Source organism: Maribacter sp. 2-571, assembly GCF_050589625.1.
Taxonomy (GTDB): Bacteria; Bacteroidota; Bacteroidia; order Flavobacteriales; family Flavobacteriaceae; genus Pelagihabitans.
On record NZ_JBNGOP010000012.1, the window covers coordinates 21,596 to 39,312 of the forward strand.

Annotated in this window: 14 protein-coding genes and 1 pseudogene; 7 read left to right on the forward strand and 8 right to left on the reverse strand. The window is 39.6% G+C overall.

Annotated features, from left to right (window positions below):
• Positions 1–127 precede the first annotated feature (127 nt).
• From ACRD7P_RS10190 to ACRD7P_RS10200, 3 genes are all read left to right on the forward strand, one after another.
• The gene (locus tag ACRD7P_RS10190; protein WP_430907460.1) at positions 128–334 is read left to right on the forward strand and encodes a hypothetical protein; all 207 of its coding nucleotides are present in this window, start codon (positions 128–130) and stop codon (positions 332–334) included.
• 508 nt (positions 335–842) lie between these two features.
• Positions 843–5,351, forward strand: a complete 4,509-nt coding sequence (locus ACRD7P_RS10195; RefSeq protein ID WP_430907461.1) for a BspA family leucine-rich repeat surface protein — start codon at positions 843–845, stop codon at positions 5,349–5,351.
• A 4-nt stretch (positions 5,352–5,355) separates the two neighbouring features.
• The gene (locus ACRD7P_RS10200; RefSeq protein WP_430907462.1) at positions 5,356–6,282 is read left to right on the forward strand and encodes a PorP/SprF family type IX secretion system membrane protein; all 927 of its coding nucleotides are present in this window, start codon (positions 5,356–5,358) and stop codon (positions 6,280–6,282) included.
• Between the two features lie 469 nt (positions 6,283–6,751).
• On the opposite strand, the gene ACRD7P_RS10205 is transcribed toward ACRD7P_RS10200, so the two are convergent.
• The 4 genes from ACRD7P_RS10205 to ACRD7P_RS10220 are packed head-to-tail and all read right to left on the reverse strand — an operon-like array spanning position 6,752 to position 10,283.
• On the reverse strand, positions 6,752–7,048 hold the full coding sequence (locus ACRD7P_RS10205) for a type II toxin-antitoxin system RelE/ParE family toxin (RefSeq protein WP_430907463.1): 297 nt from the start codon (positions 7,046–7,048) through the stop codon (positions 6,752–6,754).
• Entirely contained in the window at positions 7,038–7,283 is a 246-nt protein-coding gene (locus ACRD7P_RS10210; RefSeq protein WP_430907464.1) for a hypothetical protein, read from the reverse strand. The genes ACRD7P_RS10205 and ACRD7P_RS10210 overlap by 11 nt, the downstream gene beginning before the upstream one ends.
• Before the next feature lie 31 nt (positions 7,284–7,314).
• Complete coding sequence (locus ACRD7P_RS10215; RefSeq protein WP_430907465.1) at positions 7,315–8,256, reverse strand: hypothetical protein; 942 nt, start codon at positions 8,254–8,256, stop codon at positions 7,315–7,317.
• 41 nt (positions 8,257–8,297) lie between these two features.
• Positions 8,298–10,283: a TOTE conflict system archaeo-eukaryotic primase domain-containing protein gene (locus ACRD7P_RS10220; protein WP_430907466.1), complete on the reverse strand. Its 1,986-nt coding sequence runs from the start codon at positions 10,281–10,283 to the stop codon at positions 8,298–8,300.
• A gap of 543 nt (positions 10,284–10,826) precedes the next feature.
• Here ACRD7P_RS10220 and ACRD7P_RS10225 point away from each other — a divergent pair.
• Entirely contained in the window at positions 10,827–11,558 is a 732-nt protein-coding gene (locus ACRD7P_RS10225; protein ID WP_430907467.1) for a DUF6088 family protein, read from the forward strand.
• Positions 11,559–11,614: 56 nt separating this feature from the next.
• A pseudogene (locus ACRD7P_RS10230) lies at positions 11,615–12,541 on the forward strand (nucleotidyl transferase AbiEii/AbiGii toxin family protein).
• A gap of 302 nt (positions 12,542–12,843) precedes the next feature.
• On the opposite strand, the gene ACRD7P_RS10235 reads toward ACRD7P_RS10230, so the two are convergent.
• The 3 genes from ACRD7P_RS10235 to mnmE all read right to left on the reverse strand — a co-directional run bounded on the left by ACRD7P_RS10235 (position 12,844) and on the right by mnmE (position 15,551).
• Positions 12,844–13,254: a site-specific integrase gene (locus tag ACRD7P_RS10235; RefSeq protein ID WP_430907468.1), complete on the reverse strand. Its 411-nt coding sequence runs from the start codon at positions 13,252–13,254 to the stop codon at positions 12,844–12,846.
• A gap of 4 nt (positions 13,255–13,258) precedes the next feature.
• Positions 13,259–13,981 (reverse strand): phage integrase SAM-like domain-containing protein, encoded by a 723-nt coding sequence (locus tag ACRD7P_RS10240; protein ID WP_430907469.1) that lies wholly within the window; start codon positions 13,979–13,981, stop codon positions 13,259–13,261.
• A 181-nt stretch (positions 13,982–14,162) separates the two neighbouring features.
• Positions 14,163–15,551, reverse strand: coding sequence for a tRNA uridine-5-carboxymethylaminomethyl(34) synthesis GTPase MnmE (gene mnmE, locus ACRD7P_RS10245; protein WP_430907470.1), 1,389 nt, complete (start codon positions 15,549–15,551; stop codon positions 14,163–14,165).
• A 186-nt stretch (positions 15,552–15,737) separates the two neighbouring features.
• Here mnmE and ACRD7P_RS10250 point away from each other — a divergent pair, with 186 nt between their 5' ends.
• Both ACRD7P_RS10250 and ACRD7P_RS10255 read left to right on the forward strand, forming a co-directional pair.
• Positions 15,738–16,184 carry a hypothetical protein gene (locus tag ACRD7P_RS10250; RefSeq protein WP_430907471.1) on the forward strand — a complete coding sequence of 149 codons (447 nt, stop codon included), beginning with the start codon at positions 15,738–15,740 and terminating at the stop codon, positions 16,182–16,184.
• 73 nt (positions 16,185–16,257) lie between these two features.
• Complete coding sequence (locus ACRD7P_RS10255; protein WP_430907472.1) at positions 16,258–16,629, forward strand: DUF4870 domain-containing protein; 372 nt, start codon at positions 16,258–16,260, stop codon at positions 16,627–16,629.
• Positions 16,630–16,765: 136 nt separating this feature from the next.
• Here the strand turns inward: ACRD7P_RS10255 and ACRD7P_RS10260 are convergent, their stop codons facing one another.
• Complete coding sequence (locus tag ACRD7P_RS10260; protein ID WP_430907473.1) at positions 16,766–17,650, reverse strand: nuclear transport factor 2 family protein; 885 nt, start codon at positions 17,648–17,650, stop codon at positions 16,766–16,768.
• Positions 17,651–17,717 lie beyond the last annotated feature (67 nt).

Sequence of the window (17,717 nt, forward strand, 5' to 3'; positions counted from 1 at the left end):
TAACTTTGAAATCGCGCGTATAGAAATGGAATTATTTTTTAGTTGTTCGAGGCAAAAAATGGAAGCATAGTCTTAGCTACGGTTAGATCCCCAGTCAAGCTGGGGACAGGCTTTTAACGAAGAACAGTTGAAAAAGAAACGATTTATTAGTGCTATTTCAAAGTTAAAATGGTATTACACCCTGTATGCCGTGGAAAAGGTGATTGGCAGAACCACCTTAAATGCCAGCAAATTTTGGGATTTTGGAAGTGAAAAAATCAAAATCGTAGTTACACAAAGAGACGGCGAAATGTTTTACGGGGATGATGAAACTCCGGTAAAACCAAAAGTATAGCGAAGCACATCAACACATTTTCACCAACAGCTTCGACCAGGGATATTCAATAGATAGAAGAACTATCTATTCCAGGGGATTCTAAAGAAATGGGTTCATTGTTCAACTTCATTTAAGATACATACCAAACAGATTATATCACCAAAGTCAAAGGTATCGGTAGGAGTGGTAGTTCAGAAGAAATAAATGGCCTCATAAAATGCTTAGATTATGAAAAACTACTCAAGCTAAGCACTATGCAAAACAAACTGATGGATGTAACGGCGATCTATGCCGATGCCGATGCTATTGAATTTAGACGGGCATAAATTTTTTCAATCTGCACAGCGATTGTTCACAAAAGGCCAAAAACAGGTAACATTCCCATGAATGATACCTGTTTTTGGCAATTCGTACTCCCTTCCAAACGTTCTAAAACTAATTTCAACTGACCTTGGTAATACAGGTAATGGTGTTTGGTGATTTTAACCCAACAGCAATATTAAGCACTCAAAAAAATCATGCACTAATGACGTTCAAAGCTGTCTCGATAAAGGTGTTACTTTTTCAAATTATACTATTTCTTAGTGTTCCATTTACCCTAGGGTTTAACACACCGATTGAAAATAAAAGTGAAGCCCCTATGGGTACCATTCCTTTTATAACCACTTGGAAAACGGACAATCCAGGAGATACAAACGACAATCAAATACGAATAGCAACTGCTCCAAGTTCCACCTACAATTATACGGTAGATTGGGGAGATGGGAATATCACTATCGGGGAAACGGGCGATGCCACCCATACCTATGCCGATCCAGGAACATACATCATAAGTATAACGGGATTATTTCCCAGAATTATATTTGGCAATGACGATGATCAAGAAAAATTATTGACCATCGAGCAATGGGGCAACAATCAGTGGGCTTCTATGGAGGAGGCTTTTAAAGGATGTAGCAATCTTACGGGAAATTTTACGGATGTTCCAGACCTATCCAATGTTACCAGCATGCGACGCATGTTCGACGGTTGTACCTTATACAATTCGGACATGAACAATTGGGACGTTGATAACGTTACCGATATGAGACAACTTTTTCAGGCGGCGGCTTCTTTTGATTCGGCTATTGACGCTTGGAACGTAAGCAACGTAACATCAATGCAGGGAATGTTTGCGCGAGCCACTTCTTTTGATCAAGATATCGGAAATTGGAATACTTTAAATGTTACGGACATGTCAGGTATGTTTTACCTGGCCTCGACTTTTAATCAAGATATTAGTTTTAAGCCCGGTATGGGCATACCGACGGGTGATGCTTGGAATACGGTGAACGTAACTACAATGCGCACTATGTTTAACGAGGCAACGGTATTCAATCAAGATATTGGCAACTGGAATACCGCGAATGTCACCGAAATGGATGCCATGTTCCTGAGAGCCTATGCTTTCAATCAAGACATCGGAAATTGGAATGTGGGTAAGGTAATAGGAATGACGCAAATGTTGAATAGAGCAACAGCATTCGATCAAGATTTGAGTATATGGAATGTTAGTAGTGTACAAAGTTTTGCTTTAATGTTTGCACTTGCAAGTGCTTTTGATCAAGATATCGGCGGATGGGATACCTCAAGTGCTACAACTATGTGGCAGATGTTCTCCGGAGCAAATAATTTTGACCAAAATTTAGGCGGATGGAATGTTTCGAACGTTATTGATATGAGAAACATGTTTAGCGGGGTGACCCTCTCAACCATTAATTACGACGGCCTTTTAATCGGTTGGAATACACAAACCCTACAACCAGATTTAGAGTTTAGCGGCGGTGGAAGTCAATATTGCGAAGGTGCCGCGGCGAGGGCCAATATGATAGCCTCCGACGGATGGGCAATAGCGGATGGCGGCCTTAGCGGTCCAGCAGTAACTGATTTAGCCGACCAGACGCAAGCAGATTCCTATACCTTACCTGCTATTACTGGAACGCAGCTAACAGGTAATGAGGCTTATTATACCGGAACCGACGGGGGTGGTACAAGATACGATATAGGAGCGGTAATTAATTTTTCGGACTTCCCTAGCTATCCCGTTACCCTATATATCTATGATGGCACTGGCTCTTGTTCAAGTGAAGAATCCTTTGAGTTGAACATTACGAGTACTCCTGACTCTGGAGCTTTTATCACAACATGGCGAACCACCGCTACCAATGAAGAAATTATAATTCCTACCACAGGAGGTGGTTATAACTACACTGTGGATTGGGGTGATGGTAACACTACTACCGGTGAAACAGGTAATGCTACACATACCTACGCCATTCCAGATACTTATACTGTTAGTATCACAGGGGATTTCCCTAGAATTTATTTCAATACCAATGGAAATCCTACGGCAACGGACAATTCTGCCAAAATCTTGACTATCGAAAAATGGGGCGGCAACCCTTGGACTTCTATGTTCAAAGCGTTTACCGGCTGTATTAATTTGACAGGGAATTTCTCCGATAAACCTGACTTGTCCAATGTTACCAATACCTCGGGAATGTTCGCTACCTGTAGACTTTTTAATTCCAATATAGATGATTGGGACATGAGCAATGTTACCAACATGGCATTTATGTTCCAAAACAATGCCAGCTTCAATCAACCGCTAAACAGTTGGGATGTTTCTAGTGTAACCAATATGTTTATTATGTTTCAAGGAGCTGTAATTTTTGACCAGACTCTTGACAATTGGAATGTAGAAAACTTGACCAATGCTGACAGAATGTTTGATAATGCAACACTTTCTACGGCCAATTATGATGCTTTATTGATCGGTTGGAACGCACTGGATCTACAACCCAATGTTATATTTAGTGGTGGAAATAGTCAATACTGTGAAGGTGCGACCGCTAGAGCCAATATGGTAACTTCTGATGGATGGGATATAACAGATGACGGACTGGCCGGTCCTACCATAACAGTTTTGGCCGACCAGACGCAAACAGATTCCTATACCTTGCCTGCCATTACAGGAACAAAACTAACAGGTAATGAAGCGTATTATACCGGTACCGACGGGGGTGGTACAAGATACGATATAGGAGCGGTAATTAACTTTGCGGACTTCCCAAGCTATCCCGTTACTCTATATATGTACGATGGCACTGGCTCTTGTTCAAGCGAAGAATCCTTTCAATTAACTATCAATAATACCGGGACGCCCGTTCCCGATAGCTGTTCGGACCTGACAGGCCCAATGCCCAATGAAACCGATGTCGCCACGGATGTGGGAGGTATCTCTTGGAGTGCCGTTAGTGGTGCAACGGGGTACAGGGTTTCGATAAACGGAAGTACCAGTAATGTGAACGACATCACCGATCAGAATGTTACGGGAACGTCTTTTACCTTGCCTGGCGATTTTAACAATGGAGAGACCGTGTCGGTGACCATTGTCCCGTTCAACACTACCGGTGATGCCGTAGGCTGTGCTACACCCCAAAATTTCACTATTGTTACTACCACCCCAACAGTTCCCGATAGCTGTTCGGACCTGACAGGCCCAATGCCCAATGACATCGATGTCGCCACGGATGTGGGAGGTATCTCTTGGAGTGCGGTTAGCGGAGTAACGGGGTATAGGGTTTCCATAAATGGAAGTACCAGTAATGTGAACGACATCACCGATCAGAATATTATGGGAACGTCCTATACATTACCTGGCGATTTCAATAACGGTGAGACCGTATCGGTGACCATTGTCCCGTTCAACACCACTGGTGATGCCGTAGGCTGTGCTACACCCCAAAGTTTCACTATTGTTACTAACACCCCAACAGTTCCCGATAGCTGTTCGGACCTGACAGGCCCAATGGCCAATGATACCGATGTCGCCACGGATGTGGGAAGTATCTCTTGGAGTGCCGTTAGCGGAGCAACGGGGTACAGGGTTTCCATAAACGGAAGTACCAGTAATGTGAACGACATCATCGATCAGAATTTTATGGGAACGTCCTACACATTACCTGGCGATTTCAATAACGGAGATACCGTATCGGTGACCATTGTCCCGTTCAACACCACCGGTGATGCCGTAGGCTGTGCTACACCCCAAAGTTTCACTATTGTTACTACTACACCAACAGTTCCCGATAGTTGTTCGGACCTGACAGGCCCTTTGGCCAATGATATCGATGTCGCTACCGATGTGGGAAGTATCTCATGGAGTGCCGTTAGTGGAGCAACGGGGTATAGGGTTTCCATAAACGGAAGTACCAGTAATGTGAACGACATCACCGATCAGAATATTCCGGGAACGTCCTATACATTACCTGGCGATTTCAATAACGGTGAGACCGTATCGGTGACAATTGTCCCGTTCAATGCCACCGGTGATGCCTTAGGCTGTGCTACACCCCAAAGCTTTACTATTGAAACAGCGGATGAACCTGTAATACCTGCATGCACGGAATTGATAGCGGAACTAAATAATGCCTCTGAAATTCCCGTTACGACAAATATCGCTTGGAATACTATTGACAATGCGGATGGATATTGGCTATCTATTAGGACAGCTGCCAATGAAATACTACTTCCGGAAACTGATTTAGGAATTTTAACGACCTATTCCCTATCTGAAGAGTTGCCTTTTTCCACTACCATTCTTGTTTCGATTACCCCTTACAATTCAGAAGGAAACAACGATTCGTGTCCTGAACTAACTTTTACTACAATGACGGAGCCCGAAGAGCCTGTTGAAACAGACAAAACTAAATATGGCTTTTCACCTGATGGTGACGGGATCAACGATTTTTGGGAAATCGATGGTATCGAACAATACCCGACGAATACTGTTACCATTTATAATCGATGGGGCGATGCCGTATTCCGAATCGACAATTATGACAATGCTGGCTCCGTCTTTAATGGAGATGCAAACCTTAAAACCAAAATGGGAGCTGGTAGGTTGCCTGCAGGCACCTATTTCTTCGATATTCAAATTGAAGGAGAAACGATTTCCAAGAAAACAAAAGGGTACGTGGTCATTAAGCGATAAACCAATGAAACCAAATCGAAAAATTGGCAGACGAGTACTAGGTGTTCTGCTGCTATTTCTGTCTTACCATTCTGTTTTCGGTCAACAGACCGCTACTTATCCAGAATATAATTTTAATCCGTTTATCATTAATTCCGCTTATGCGGGATTATTACCTGATGCAGAAATGACCGTGAGCAATACAGGCTTCAGTTCTTTTGAGGGTAGTCCAAAAAATCTAAGTCTAAGTTTTCATACGCCTTTGAACGACGGTAAAGTAGGACTCGGCGCAGGTTTGGTACGCGATGAAATAGGGGTGACGACGGCTACCAGTGTATTTGCGGCCTATTCGTATAAAATATTTTTTGATTTCGAAGATGACAGACCTTATTGGCAAATTTACCAACCCGGCACCCTTTCTTTTGGTATTACGGCAGGGGCACAACAATATCAGGATAATTTACTGGAACTGGGTATTACGGATGACCTGAGATTTGGTCGGAATATCAACGCAACAATCCCTATGGTGGGCGTAGGCTTTTTGTTCAATCATGCACGTTTTTACGCAGGTATTTCAACTCCGAACTTATTGGGGGATCGATTCGCTTCGGATGAGAACCTAGAATTGGAAAGTCCAATTTACGGCTATTTTGGATATCGTTTCTACAACAATCGTTTTGAAGATTTTATGCTAAAACCGAGTGTCTTAATAAAAACGGAGAAAGGTGCTCCGCTACAAATTGATACCAATGTATCCGTTAGTTATAAAAACCGGTTTGAACTAGGTGCAGGTTACCGATCTAATACATCAATAAACCTTTTAGCAGGAGTTTATCTTATTAAAAACTTTAGATTGTTATACTATGCTAACATCGCTGCAAAAGCGTCACCGTTCGGCAACACCCATGGAATTTTGTTAAGTTACCGTTTTGGCAAAGGGTATACCGACTAATTATTGCTTTTTTTACCGGTATGTTTAAAGAAAAAGCTAAAATAAATGTAATCGTTAAATGAAATACTGGTTTATTTTTCGATGCAGTATCTAACGAACCCCTACTGTATATAGTCTCAAAGGGTCAAGGTGTAAAAAAGGTGTAAAAATATTTTAACATTTTCCCGTAGTTATAGCGAAAATATTTCCGCGCAAAACTTTAACACTTTAAAGGTATGAAATTCGTCCGATTTTGATGAAAAATTAGAGTTTTTCACAATTCAGAAATTCTTAGTCTCTACTTTTTAAATTCCAAGAAGGTTGAATTAGGGTTTAGTAAAAATGCGAGATAATTATCAAAATTTACTACTTATCTCGCATTTTTACTAAGGTATGTTTTATTTCTGACTCAAATATTTTGTTTTACATTAAATGAATACCTTTTGAAGGTATAATACGTATAGAAAAGTTAACCCTATTTGTAGTATGGTTATTTGAACCTAGTTACAGGATTTTTCTTAGTTGGAAAAACACGATATATATTTATGGCTTCTTTTTCAAACTTATAGAGAATGACGTAAGGAAATTTCTTAGAAGGCACTTGTCTATATCCCTTGTAGATAACCTTAAACATTGATGGATTATTTACTACATATTCCATTGTCCTTTCAATATCATTCAAAAATGTATTAGCTAGTTGATTTGAAATTTTGGAGTAATAATCAAAAGAATCTGCAATGTCTAATTTAGCGTCATTCTCAAAAAGGACATTGTATTTATGTTCCATTTCTGTTTTTTGCAAATTTCTTCACGCTTTCCCATGAATGAAATACAGCGTCACCCTTTACTTCTTTCTCTGTAGAAATATCTAGGACTCGTTTTTGGGCATCGGTAAGTTTATAATCCTTTATTCCAAACCAATCTTCTGGAAGCAAATTGAATAATTGCGTCTTCTCTTTTAGAGATAGTTCTTCAAACGCTTTGGCTAATTGCGCTACGGTTATATTTGGTGTTTTCGCCATATATCAAAGATATAGAATATTTTTTTGACCTCTAATATAGTTGCTCTTCAAGTATATCCCTCCATTGGATAAACCCCTTTTTATCATCAGAATAATCATGGATAATTCGGCTAAAGTTTATGGGTTGAGATTCAAGATACGCCTGCCTGCCGTGGTTTCTAATTATATTCAATGCTAAATCGACCGAAGATAGGTTTTCTTTTAAGGTCGAGCTATTTTTATCGAAATGCCAAATATAAGTAGCTTCCTCGGTATCTAGAGTTTCCAGAACCACATGGAATTGGTGATTTCCGACCAGCAGGAAAACAAAGGAAAAGGGATGAAGTACAAATCGAAGTTTTAAAATTGAGCGGGCATGATTGTCGGCCAAATAACGTAGTTGCCGAAAATGTCTTACATCTTTCTTTGAGAGGATGTCCTCCAATAATTCATGTTCAGACGGATAAAGCCTTTGAACTTCATCTTCCTCTTTTATTGTATTGGGTTCATCTTCGGTATTAGCTTTTTTAATAAAAAATCTCTTTTCCACAAACTTAAACCTTACACTTTCCAAGACTTCACGTTTTATCCTTTCCAAGTCGTTGGAAGTTGCTAATTGGGCTACTAAAATACCGTTGTCAAATTCTGCAGAAATTTGTATTTCAACGGTTTTGGAATCCAACACTTTGGCAAAATAGGGTTTTAGTACCTCGAACTCTGGACGGATATAATCATTTTCGATTTCGAATTCCAACCCGTCGGTAGACATGCTACTTATGTGGACAAATGCAATTGTGCCGAAACGAAAATCGAGCTGTTCAATAGGTACTTTAAGAGTTGTGCTTATGGAACTACTATTTTGCACTTCGGGAGTTAGGGTGAGGGCATCATCAAAAAGCGTAGCTTGCCTATCCAGATTTCGGTAGTAGGTTTTTTTTTTGAGAAAAAGCCGATTGAGGTATTCAATCTTATAATCCCTGTAATCATAGATCAACGGGGCTATTTCGGAACGCTGTACCCTTCCTATATATTGAATCAGTTTTCCCTTGAAAGAAAAGGATAGACCAGAAACAGGCAAGTCACGTTTTGTAGATCGGTGCCTTCTCCAAAGAGCTGACCCGTGGTAATCAGGATTTGATAGTTTCCTGAATTGAGGATTTTCCATTTTAAACTTTTATCGCTTTCCGAATCGTCCCCACTTAATGCGATAACCTCAAATTTTTGCTTTAAAAACTGGTATAATGTTGCAATATGTTCTTTTCGTTCTGTAATTACTACCGCACGTTTACCAGTACTTACTTCTGAGGTTATATCGGCAACGATGTTTCTGTTCCGTTCCGAATCATGTACCAACACTTTGGACAAGGTTTCGAAAGTATCTGTTTTTGAATTAAAGGGAACATCTAGACTTGTATTCCTGATGATAACCCGTGCTTTTTTAAAGGTTTCAATATCCTGAGGTTTGATTTTGGCTATCAATTCTCCCAAATGGGCAAAAATCAGTTTGCCATCGCTATTTTTTCTAAAGGGTGTCGCGGTAAGTCCATATTGGTAATAAGGGGAAAGTTTGGAAATGATAGACGCATAGGATTTGGCGGGAATGTGATGACACTCGTCAATAATAATGGTCTTGAATATTTTTGAAATTTGAAGATTATCTATTTTTTTGCCCAGACTTTGAATCATTGCTATGGTAACTTGCTTACCTATTTTCACTTTACCCTGTCCGATTTTACCAATCTGATTTTTAGGTAATCTCAGAAAAGCTTCGATACGTTCTACCCACTGGTTCAAAAGCTGTTTTCTGTGAACAATGATTAATGCTGGTTGGCATTTGTCTGCAATTATTTTTAGTCCGATTATAGTTTTTCCAGATCCGGGAGGTGCTGCGATTACTCCAAAGTCTTTTTTAGAAATAGCTGGTAGTACTGTTTTCTGGTGTTTGAGCAACTCAGTGCTGAAAGTAAAGGTTATGTCTTCCGTTTTTTTTCTTTTGTCCTGAAAATTAAAATCGATTTTTTGTTTTTTACAAAATCGAAATAGTTGTCCGATAGCTCCTCTCGGAAGAACGACCTCATTTTTTGCTTCCGAAACAAGATTGAAATACCTATCGGTGTCCCGAGTGTTTCTTCCTATTTTCTTCTTTATGAAATAGTCCGGGTTTACTACATTGAATGTATCCTTTATAAAATTGACCAAGGGTGTGGACAAGCCCGTCTTTTGGATTCGAATTTTGTTGTCCAAACGTATGACAAGAATGTTGTCAGATAAAGAGGGCTCAAGTCCGTTAGCATCGTTTTTAACAACCTCATTGTATAAAACATCAAGTTCGTTGATTTTTAGTCTTTTGATTTGCTCTAAGAAATTCCATTGATTTTCATATGGAGCTAAAGATTTGGGGTCGATAAAGCAGCTATTGCCCTTTTCAATATTTGGATGATGTAGGGGTAAGGCTATAAGGTTACCCAAACCCTTTCCAGAAAGGAAATCTTGATTGGGGAACAATCTGTCAAAACTTGAAGTTTTATCGAATATGGAAAATGTTCCACTTTTTTCGAGTAGTTGTTTAAAGATGGCCCTGCTTTTGGCGGCGGGGTAAGCTGCTTCAAAAAATATCCAAACGTGTCCACCGTTTCCGGAACGGGAACGTTCCAAATATGCTGGAATATTTTTGGACTCACAAAGCGAAATAAAATCCCTGCATTCCTGTATCCAGTTTTGCTTATCAAAATCAGCTACAATGAATATGGAAGTATTGTCTTTTAATAGTGGGTAAAGGCCTATTTGCTGTTGGCCTTCCAAATGTTTGAGAATCTGATTGTCGTTCAAGGACAAAAAGGATTTTTCGGTAAAGTCCTTAAATGTTCCCCCATTGATTTTATGCAGTCTATATCGGTACGGATCATAAAAGTAGGCGGGCATATAGCCGCTTTTGGCTCCTTTTTCCCATCTGATGGCAAAAACATCGTCCCTTCCTCTAAATAGGGACTTAAATAATTGAATATCTTCTTTGCTTTCCAATTCAAAGGCTATTTTGACCATTAAGTGGAATAAAAATAGCGATAAATTGGCGGTTAGAATTTAAGTAGTTGTATGGCTAATCGTGCGGTGCCGAGGGTGTTGGAAAACTCATAGGTTTTTCAACTTCCGTAGGAACATGGATTTGCGAGACGATAGCCTATTTTAATGTTAGTATCAAATAACAGTCAAATAAGCTAGTACCGATATATGTTGACTTTATTGAGTAGTCAATAATAATAACAGGAATGTCGTCAAATAAGATTAGAAACTATAATTCCATTTTAAATGTCAAGTTTTTTACACAAAAAACTTGACCTGTTGGCCTTTAGTTCCGTTTCGGAAGAAAGAATTGAATGGGTAGTTCGTGAATAAACTAGGCGATACTATATTGTAACCCTTTTACCTTGCGGGCATTTAAGAAGCCCGCAAGGTAAAAGGGTTACATACACAATGCAACTAAAGTTATCAGTACTTATTAAAAAATGTCCAGTTTTTTAATAAATAAACTGGACATTTTAAATACCTTTGTATAAATATTTTCCAATGAAAACCTCTGAATATATTGAAGATAAGATTAATAAATTGCCCAAAGGGTATGTGTTCACCTATATAGATTTTATGAATGAGGTGAGTAGGAGGGAAGCTGTCATTAAACATTTGAATAGAATGGCTACTTCTGGTAAGATAAACAAGCTATCCAAAGGTAAATACTTCAAACCACAGGAAACTGTATTTGGTACTTTGTTGCCAGACCAACGTCAAATTGTAAAAGACCTGTTAGAAGAAAACGGAAAGCTTGTTGGCTATATTACGGGCTACAGTATTTATAATTCATTAGGTCTTACCACTCAAGTGAGTAGCGTAATACAAATTGGTAAACGGGAAATAAGACCATCATTTAAAAGAGGTCGTTTTAAAATTGCATTCATCAAACAAAAGAATACGATTAATAAAGACAATATTCCTTTGCTGCGATTGCTAGATGTTATACGCTATATCAAGAAAATACCAGATACTACTATAGATAAAAGTTGTACCCGTCTTATGACATTATTGCGTGAATTGAAATCTGATGAACAAAAACAACTCATAAAATTAGCTTTCAAGTATTCACCTGCAACTAGGGCATTATTGGGTGCATTATTAAGAGAGATTGATTGTAAAGAAGAAGCTGCAATAAGAGACCTTCAAGATACTTTAAACCCCATAACGGTTTATAATCTCAATATTTCTGAAAATGTATTGTCAAATGCCAAATACTGGAATATAAAATGAAGCTGCACGAAAACAAAGAACTTTTTGAACAGGCGGTAAAAGCTACCGCCGAACGTATGGATATTTTAGATATTTATATCGAAAAGGATTACTGGGTTTGCTATGCCTTAAAACTCATTTATGAAAGCGATATCAAGCATGAAGCTATATTTAAAGGAGGTACGGCATTATCAAAGTGCTATAAATACATCGACCGCTTTTCTGAAGATATTGATTTAGTGGTCTTGCGAAGAGAAGAAGAAACGGGTAATCAACTAAAGAACAAGCTTAAAAAAATAACCAAAGCGATTACAGCCCCATTTGTCGAAGTAGCTATGGAAGGCATTACCAATAAAATGGGAATGATTCGAAAGATAGCCTATAACTACCCAAAAACCTTTAAAGGAAATTACGGACAGGTACGAGATGTCATTATCATAGAAGCAACATAGCTAGGTTACTATGAGCCATATTCTAATAAAGTACTGAACACCTATATCTATGATATGATGGTTGCCACTAATCAAACAGCCTTAGCTGAAGAGTATGACCTATTGCCCTTTGAAGCTCTAGTATTAGATTCTATAAGAACACTTTGCGAAAAGATAATGAGTTTGGTAAGGTTCTCACATACCGAAACCCCTATAGTAGATTTGAACGCTAAAATCAGGCATGTGTATGATATTCATCAACTATTGAAAGATGAAGCGGTTCAAACGTTTTTTAATTCGGATGATTTCGATACAATGCTGCTGAAAGTAGCTGCCGATGACGTACAAAGCTTTAAGAACAATAACGAATGGTTAATACATCATCCGAAAGACGCTATGATTTTCAAAAAACCTAAAGAAACTTGGAATCAACTAAAAGACACTTATCAGAATGATTTTAAGTTTTTGGTGTATGGAGAATTACCAAAAGGACATAGCATTTTGTCAACGATTATAGAATTGTCAGATAGGTTGCTTCAAGTGAAGTGGAAAATAAAACAAAAAAACAGCTAATTAAACAACGCTAAGCCCATTATGACAGATACTCATTCCGCCTAAAAAGATAAACCAATTAAGAAAATGAAAAATGTGGTAAGGGGAGTTAAAATATTTCAGTATCTCAGGATAGCTGACATGCATTAATGCCAGTCCAAGAATATGGAAAGCCAGTCTGGGTTTTTCAATGTACTTATCCCATTTAGTAGCTTCATTGAACATAAATTGGGTAAAGACCTTGATATATACAATTAGCAACCTAACATATACATATGTAAAGCAGAATATGAGCAGATATGTAGTGATTAAAGGATTCATTGCTATCCAAAATTTATATCCAATTCAGGAATCATATTAGCCGCAGCCTTCATTTTTTCATCGATGATTTTAGCATATATCTGTGTGGTTCTTATTTCTCGATGTCCTAAGCGTTTTGATACGGTATAAATATCGGCTCCATTTTCTAGCAATAGCACCGCATTGGTATGTCGTGCACTATGAAAAGTAATATGCTTTGTAATTCCCGCGCGCATGCACCATGTTAGGATTTGCGCATTGAAATGTGCGCCATACCTCAAACCTTTAAATACCTTCTCATCTGGACTTCGTTGACTGCCTAAGAGTTTTCTTGCTTGCGCGGAAATATAGAGGTATTCAGCACTATCTGTTTTCTTTTGTCTGAATATCACCCTAGCACCATTTTCTTCATCGCGTACTTCCGACCATTTCATTTTATCAATATCGCCTCCACCGAAGTCCCGTTAGACAACTAAAAATGAAAGCATTCTTTAAAACGGGGTATTTGCAGTAGGCATTGGATAGTGATTGTAGTTCGGAATACGTAAGATATTCTCTTAGCGATTCAGCTTGCGCAGATGTCTTCACGGATTTAATTACATCTTGTTGGATAAAACTTTCATTGTACGCTTCCCTAAGGGCGGCTCTAAATTTGTTGAAATAGGTATACTTTGAGTTTTGGGATAGGGGAGTACCACTTTTCGTTTTAGCCTTCGTGTCTAAATATTTTTTAAAGTCCTTGATAAAATCGGTATCAATTTCGTTTAGCTCGATATGTTCAGGACAGAATCGCTCAATATGTTTAAGGGCAGCATCCCAATTCCCATAATTGGAATGATTTTCATAACGTTCATCTTTTAAACGTCTAAAATAATCTAAGAAAGTGATTTCACCTTTCTTCTCATTTTTGATATTGTACTTCCCTTTTATATAATCCGCCTTGCGAATGGTGAAAATATTTTTAGCCATCTGCATGGCTTCCTTATTCTTTCTTTTTTCATCTGCATTTTGAGGAATTTCAAATAAATACAACTGAAGATATTCAAAAGTTCTTTGATGACTTATGACACCATTTTCATCTTTCTTATATCCATTGTAGAATTCTAGGTATAAACTAGATTTACCATTTTTCAATTTTTTCTGCCGTAGCTTTATTTTCATAATTATGTCTTACGAGGTGTAAATTTTTACACCTCGGGCTAAAAAAACCGTTTGAGGTGTAAATAAGGTGTAAAAATATATGAAAATAGGGTGAAAAAGGAAAAAATAGGAGTGCTAAATATTTCGTAACAATTTGATTTACAGTTAAATGAAACCAAATAGCGCCAAATGAAATTGGCAATTATTTCCCAATACAGAAATTAGCAAAAATGTTTCCTAGCAAATCGTCGGAGGTTATTTCACCTGTAATTTCACCAAAGTGGTGAAGGGCCTGCCGGATATCGATGGCCAACAAATCGCCGGAAAGACCTTCCGACATACCGAACTGTACTTTTTCTACCTCTTCCAAGGCTTTGAGCAGGGCATCGTAATGTCTGGAATTTGTTACGATGGTATCGTTGTTCTTGAGCCTACCGGTATTGATGAAACCTAGCAAGGTCTCCTTTAGGGCATCTATTCCCGAACCTTTTTTTGCCGCAATAAAAAGAACCTCTTTTGAACGGGAAGCCAAAGCTTCCTTTTCGCCAGAAGTCAGCTGATCTGCCTTGTTGGCAACGATGACCACCGGCTTTTCGGGATACCGCTCTTTTAAGGCCTCCGTTTCGGTCTTCAATTGATCTTCATTGTTTTTGATTTCCGTCGCCTCCTTTAAATAAAGGACCACTTGGGCCTTTTCAATTTTTTCATAGGTACGTTGTATCCCCATGTTTTCGATGACATCCGAGGTATTACGGATCCCGGCAGTATCGATAAATCGAAATCCGATGCCGCCAATGGTAATCTCATCCTCAATCGTGTCCCTTGTGGTACCGGCAATATCGGAGACCAAGGCGCGTTCCTCGTTGAGCAATGCATTCAATAGGGTGGACTTCCCTACATTTGGGGCACCGACGATGGCGACCGGAATACCGTTCTTTATAACATTTCCAATAGCAAAGGAATCCAACAGACTTTTGAGTACCGTCCGAATTTCGGACAACAATGTTTTGAACTGTTCGCGGTCGGCGAACTCCACGTCTTCCTCTGCAAAGTCAAGTTCCAATTCGATCAGGGAGGCAAAATTCAGAAGTTCTTGCCGCAACTGTTGAATTTTGTTGCTAAAACCACCACGCATCTGCTGTATGGCAATTTGGTGACTGGCCTCATTGTCCGAAGCGATCAGGTCGGCGACGGCCTCGGCTTGGCTGAGGTCCATTTTTCCGTTTAAAAAGGCCCTTAAGGTAAACTCCCCCGCGTTCGCCATACGACAGCCGTTTCGAAGGAACAATTCCAGTATTTTTTGTTGTATAAAGGGAGAACCGTGGCAAGAGATTTCCACCACATTTTCACCAGTATAGGAATGCGGACCATTAAAAACCGAAACCAACACCTGGTCCAACGTTTTGCTGCCGTCCACAATATGCCCCAAATGAACGGTATGGCTTTTTTGATGGGAAAGGTCTTTGTCCTTTATGGATTTGAACAGCGGCACGGTAAGCGTTATCGCATTTTTCCCGGAAATACGTAAAACTGCGATGGCACCTGCCCCGGAGGGCGTGGCAAGGGCGATAATGGCGTCATCTAATGGCATAGGGCAGGCAATACTAGAGCGTAAAAGTAAAACTAATTCGGTATATAAAAAGGAGAAAGACCGATAAATCCATACCGTTCCAACAGCTTGGTCGATCCTTAGTTTTCAACATTCTTAAAATGTAGTATCTTCGATATACCATTAACCATTGAAGTGGTTTGAAACCACTTGTTTAAAATCAATACCATGAGAAAAATTATCGTAGTGGCCCTATTCAGTTTTGGAGCCGTTTTTTTGGGTCGTGCCCAAGAAGTTGAACAGGCCCAGGATTCCATTGCTGTGGCCAAGGAGGCTCAATTGGCGCAGGAACAGGAGTTAAAAGAGGCCAAGGCCCAAGAAAAAGAAGCGAAAAAGAAAGAAAAAGAACTTAAAAAAGCCGAGAAAGCCCAAAAAAAGGCGGACAAGGCCGCAAAAAAAAGCGCTAACCTGACCAAGGCGATCGGCAAAAGACGGAAGGCCATCGATAAGTCAGAGGTAAAGATTACAAAGCTACAAAGCAAATTGGCCAAAGGGAAAAGCAGGGGGAAGCTTTCTCCTGTGGACGAGATGGAAATCAATAACAAGATCAATAAGCTTAAGGTAAGTATTGCCAAGGACCAGGAAAAACTAGCCAAGCTGGAGCGTAAGCAATGATGTTCCCCTGTTTGTAACGTTTTTGGGCAAAATGCGTCATATAGGCAATAGTAACCCCGAAAACAATCAAAAAATGGAACTCATCGATCAAAAATCAAGCGTACTTTTAAAAAAGGACAACCAAGTATTGGTTCTCGCGCACTTAGCTCAATTACTGACGTATGTCACCGGATTCGGAGGGCTTATCGTGCCGTTGTTTATTTGGCTGACCTCAAAGGATTCCGTATTGGGAATGGACGAACACGGAAAAGCGATCATCAACTTTCAGCTGGGCCTATTGTTGTTTACGGTGCTCAGTATTCCGGCCATTCTGTTATTTGGTCTTGGAATTTTAGGATTGATCTTTGTCGGTATCGTTGGTTTTATAATGCCGATAGTAAATGCGATACGGGCGAACAACGGAGAGGCCCCCAATTATTTTATGACCATACGGTTTATCTCCTAAGGGAAAGGCCAAAGTATATTAGGAAGCATGTTGAATTACCTATAGAAACCCGATGTTTGTTAAGAACATCGGGTTTTCTCGTATAATACCATTTTAAGGTAGAAAAGGTATTGTGATCATTTTCGTTTCGCGGTATTCACTTGATCACCATTTTTTCAGGACTCCAATAACCGATATGGCTTATGATTTTTCCGTTCTCGTTATAGGTTGTTACATTGATGCCTTCGAAGGTCGCTTCTTTTCCCTCTTTGGTAATCGCTTTTCCCATCCATTTGGAAGTGGCTACAAGTCCGTTGACATAAATATATTCGGGATACAGCCCCGCTGAGGTAAAGGCGGACATAAACTGCTCCCCAATTTCGATAATTTCCTCCCTGCCGTTGGGAGCCGGACTACCATAGGGGTCATTGATTACCGCATTGTCGGCAAAGGAATTTGCCCAAGTTGTGGCGTCACCACTTTGGGTGGCCTTAAAGTAGGCGTTTGTCCAGTCCAGTACTTGCTGATCCGTAATTTCGGAAACCTCACCTAAGATCACTTCCCCTTTTCCATCTTCAAAGAAACCGTTCACCGATGTTACGGTCAACCATCCTCTTGCGCCCTCATATTTTCCCGTTCCACCGGTAAACGTTCCGCTTACCTTTATGGTGACCTGACTGCCGTTTACCTCAAATTGTTCCGATCGATAACTTAGGAATAGGAGGTCGGTTTCGGGTGCCGAACCCTCAAATTCGAACATATTGATCTTCATGGTTCCACACAGCTCGTGGTTGCCATTGAACAGTAGGCGGTTCGCCGTGGCGCCATTAATATGGGTATTGCCTTTTTTACCGTTTTCAAATTCCCAATGCCAAGACCCGGTGAGCTGTCCGGCCTGGGCAAATAAAAATGGTTCATTGTTCGTTATGGAATATCCTTCTGCGAATTGATATCCTCCCTTTACATTGAATTTTAATGTTTCCTGTGCTTTCATAGTCGTAAATAATAATAGGGTTGCGATTAAAATAATATCCTTTTTCATTGAACTCGTCTTGAGTTTTTCTTTTACCTATGAACTTCGCATTTTGCGCCATAATTTCGACATTTTT

Excerpts from the sequence above, each read along its gene's own strand:
- ACRD7P_RS10195 (WP_430907461.1), top strand. The coding sequence starts at position 843 with ATGACGTTCAAAGCTGTCTCGATAAAGGTGTTACTTTTTCAAATTATA.
- ACRD7P_RS10200 (WP_430907462.1), top strand. The coding sequence starts at position 5,356 with ATGAAACCAAATCGAAAAATTGGCAGACGAGTACTAGGTGTTCTGCTG.
- ACRD7P_RS10205 (WP_430907463.1), bottom strand. The coding sequence starts at position 7,048 with ATGGAACATAAATACAATGTCCTTTTTGAGAATGACGCTAAATTAGAC.
- ACRD7P_RS10210 (WP_430907464.1), bottom strand. The coding sequence starts at position 7,283 with ATGGCGAAAACACCAAATATAACCGTAGCGCAATTAGCCAAAGCGTTT.
- ACRD7P_RS10225 (WP_430907467.1), top strand. The coding sequence starts at position 10,827 with ATGAAAACCTCTGAATATATTGAAGATAAGATTAATAAATTGCCCAAA.
- ACRD7P_RS10235 (WP_430907468.1), bottom strand. The coding sequence starts at position 13,254 with ATGAAATGGTCGGAAGTACGCGATGAAGAAAATGGTGCTAGGGTGATA.
- ACRD7P_RS10240 (WP_430907469.1), bottom strand. The coding sequence starts at position 13,981 with ATGAAAATAAAGCTACGGCAGAAAAAATTGAAAAATGGTAAATCTAGT.
- mnmE (WP_430907470.1), bottom strand. The coding sequence starts at position 15,551 with ATGCCATTAGATGACGCCATTATCGCCCTTGCCACGCCCTCCGGGGCA.
- ACRD7P_RS10250 (WP_430907471.1), top strand. The coding sequence starts at position 15,738 with ATGAGAAAAATTATCGTAGTGGCCCTATTCAGTTTTGGAGCCGTTTTT.
- ACRD7P_RS10255 (WP_430907472.1), top strand. The coding sequence starts at position 16,258 with ATGGAACTCATCGATCAAAAATCAAGCGTACTTTTAAAAAAGGACAAC.
- ACRD7P_RS10260 (WP_430907473.1), bottom strand. The coding sequence starts at position 17,650 with ATGAAAAAGGATATTATTTTAATCGCAACCCTATTATTATTTACGACT.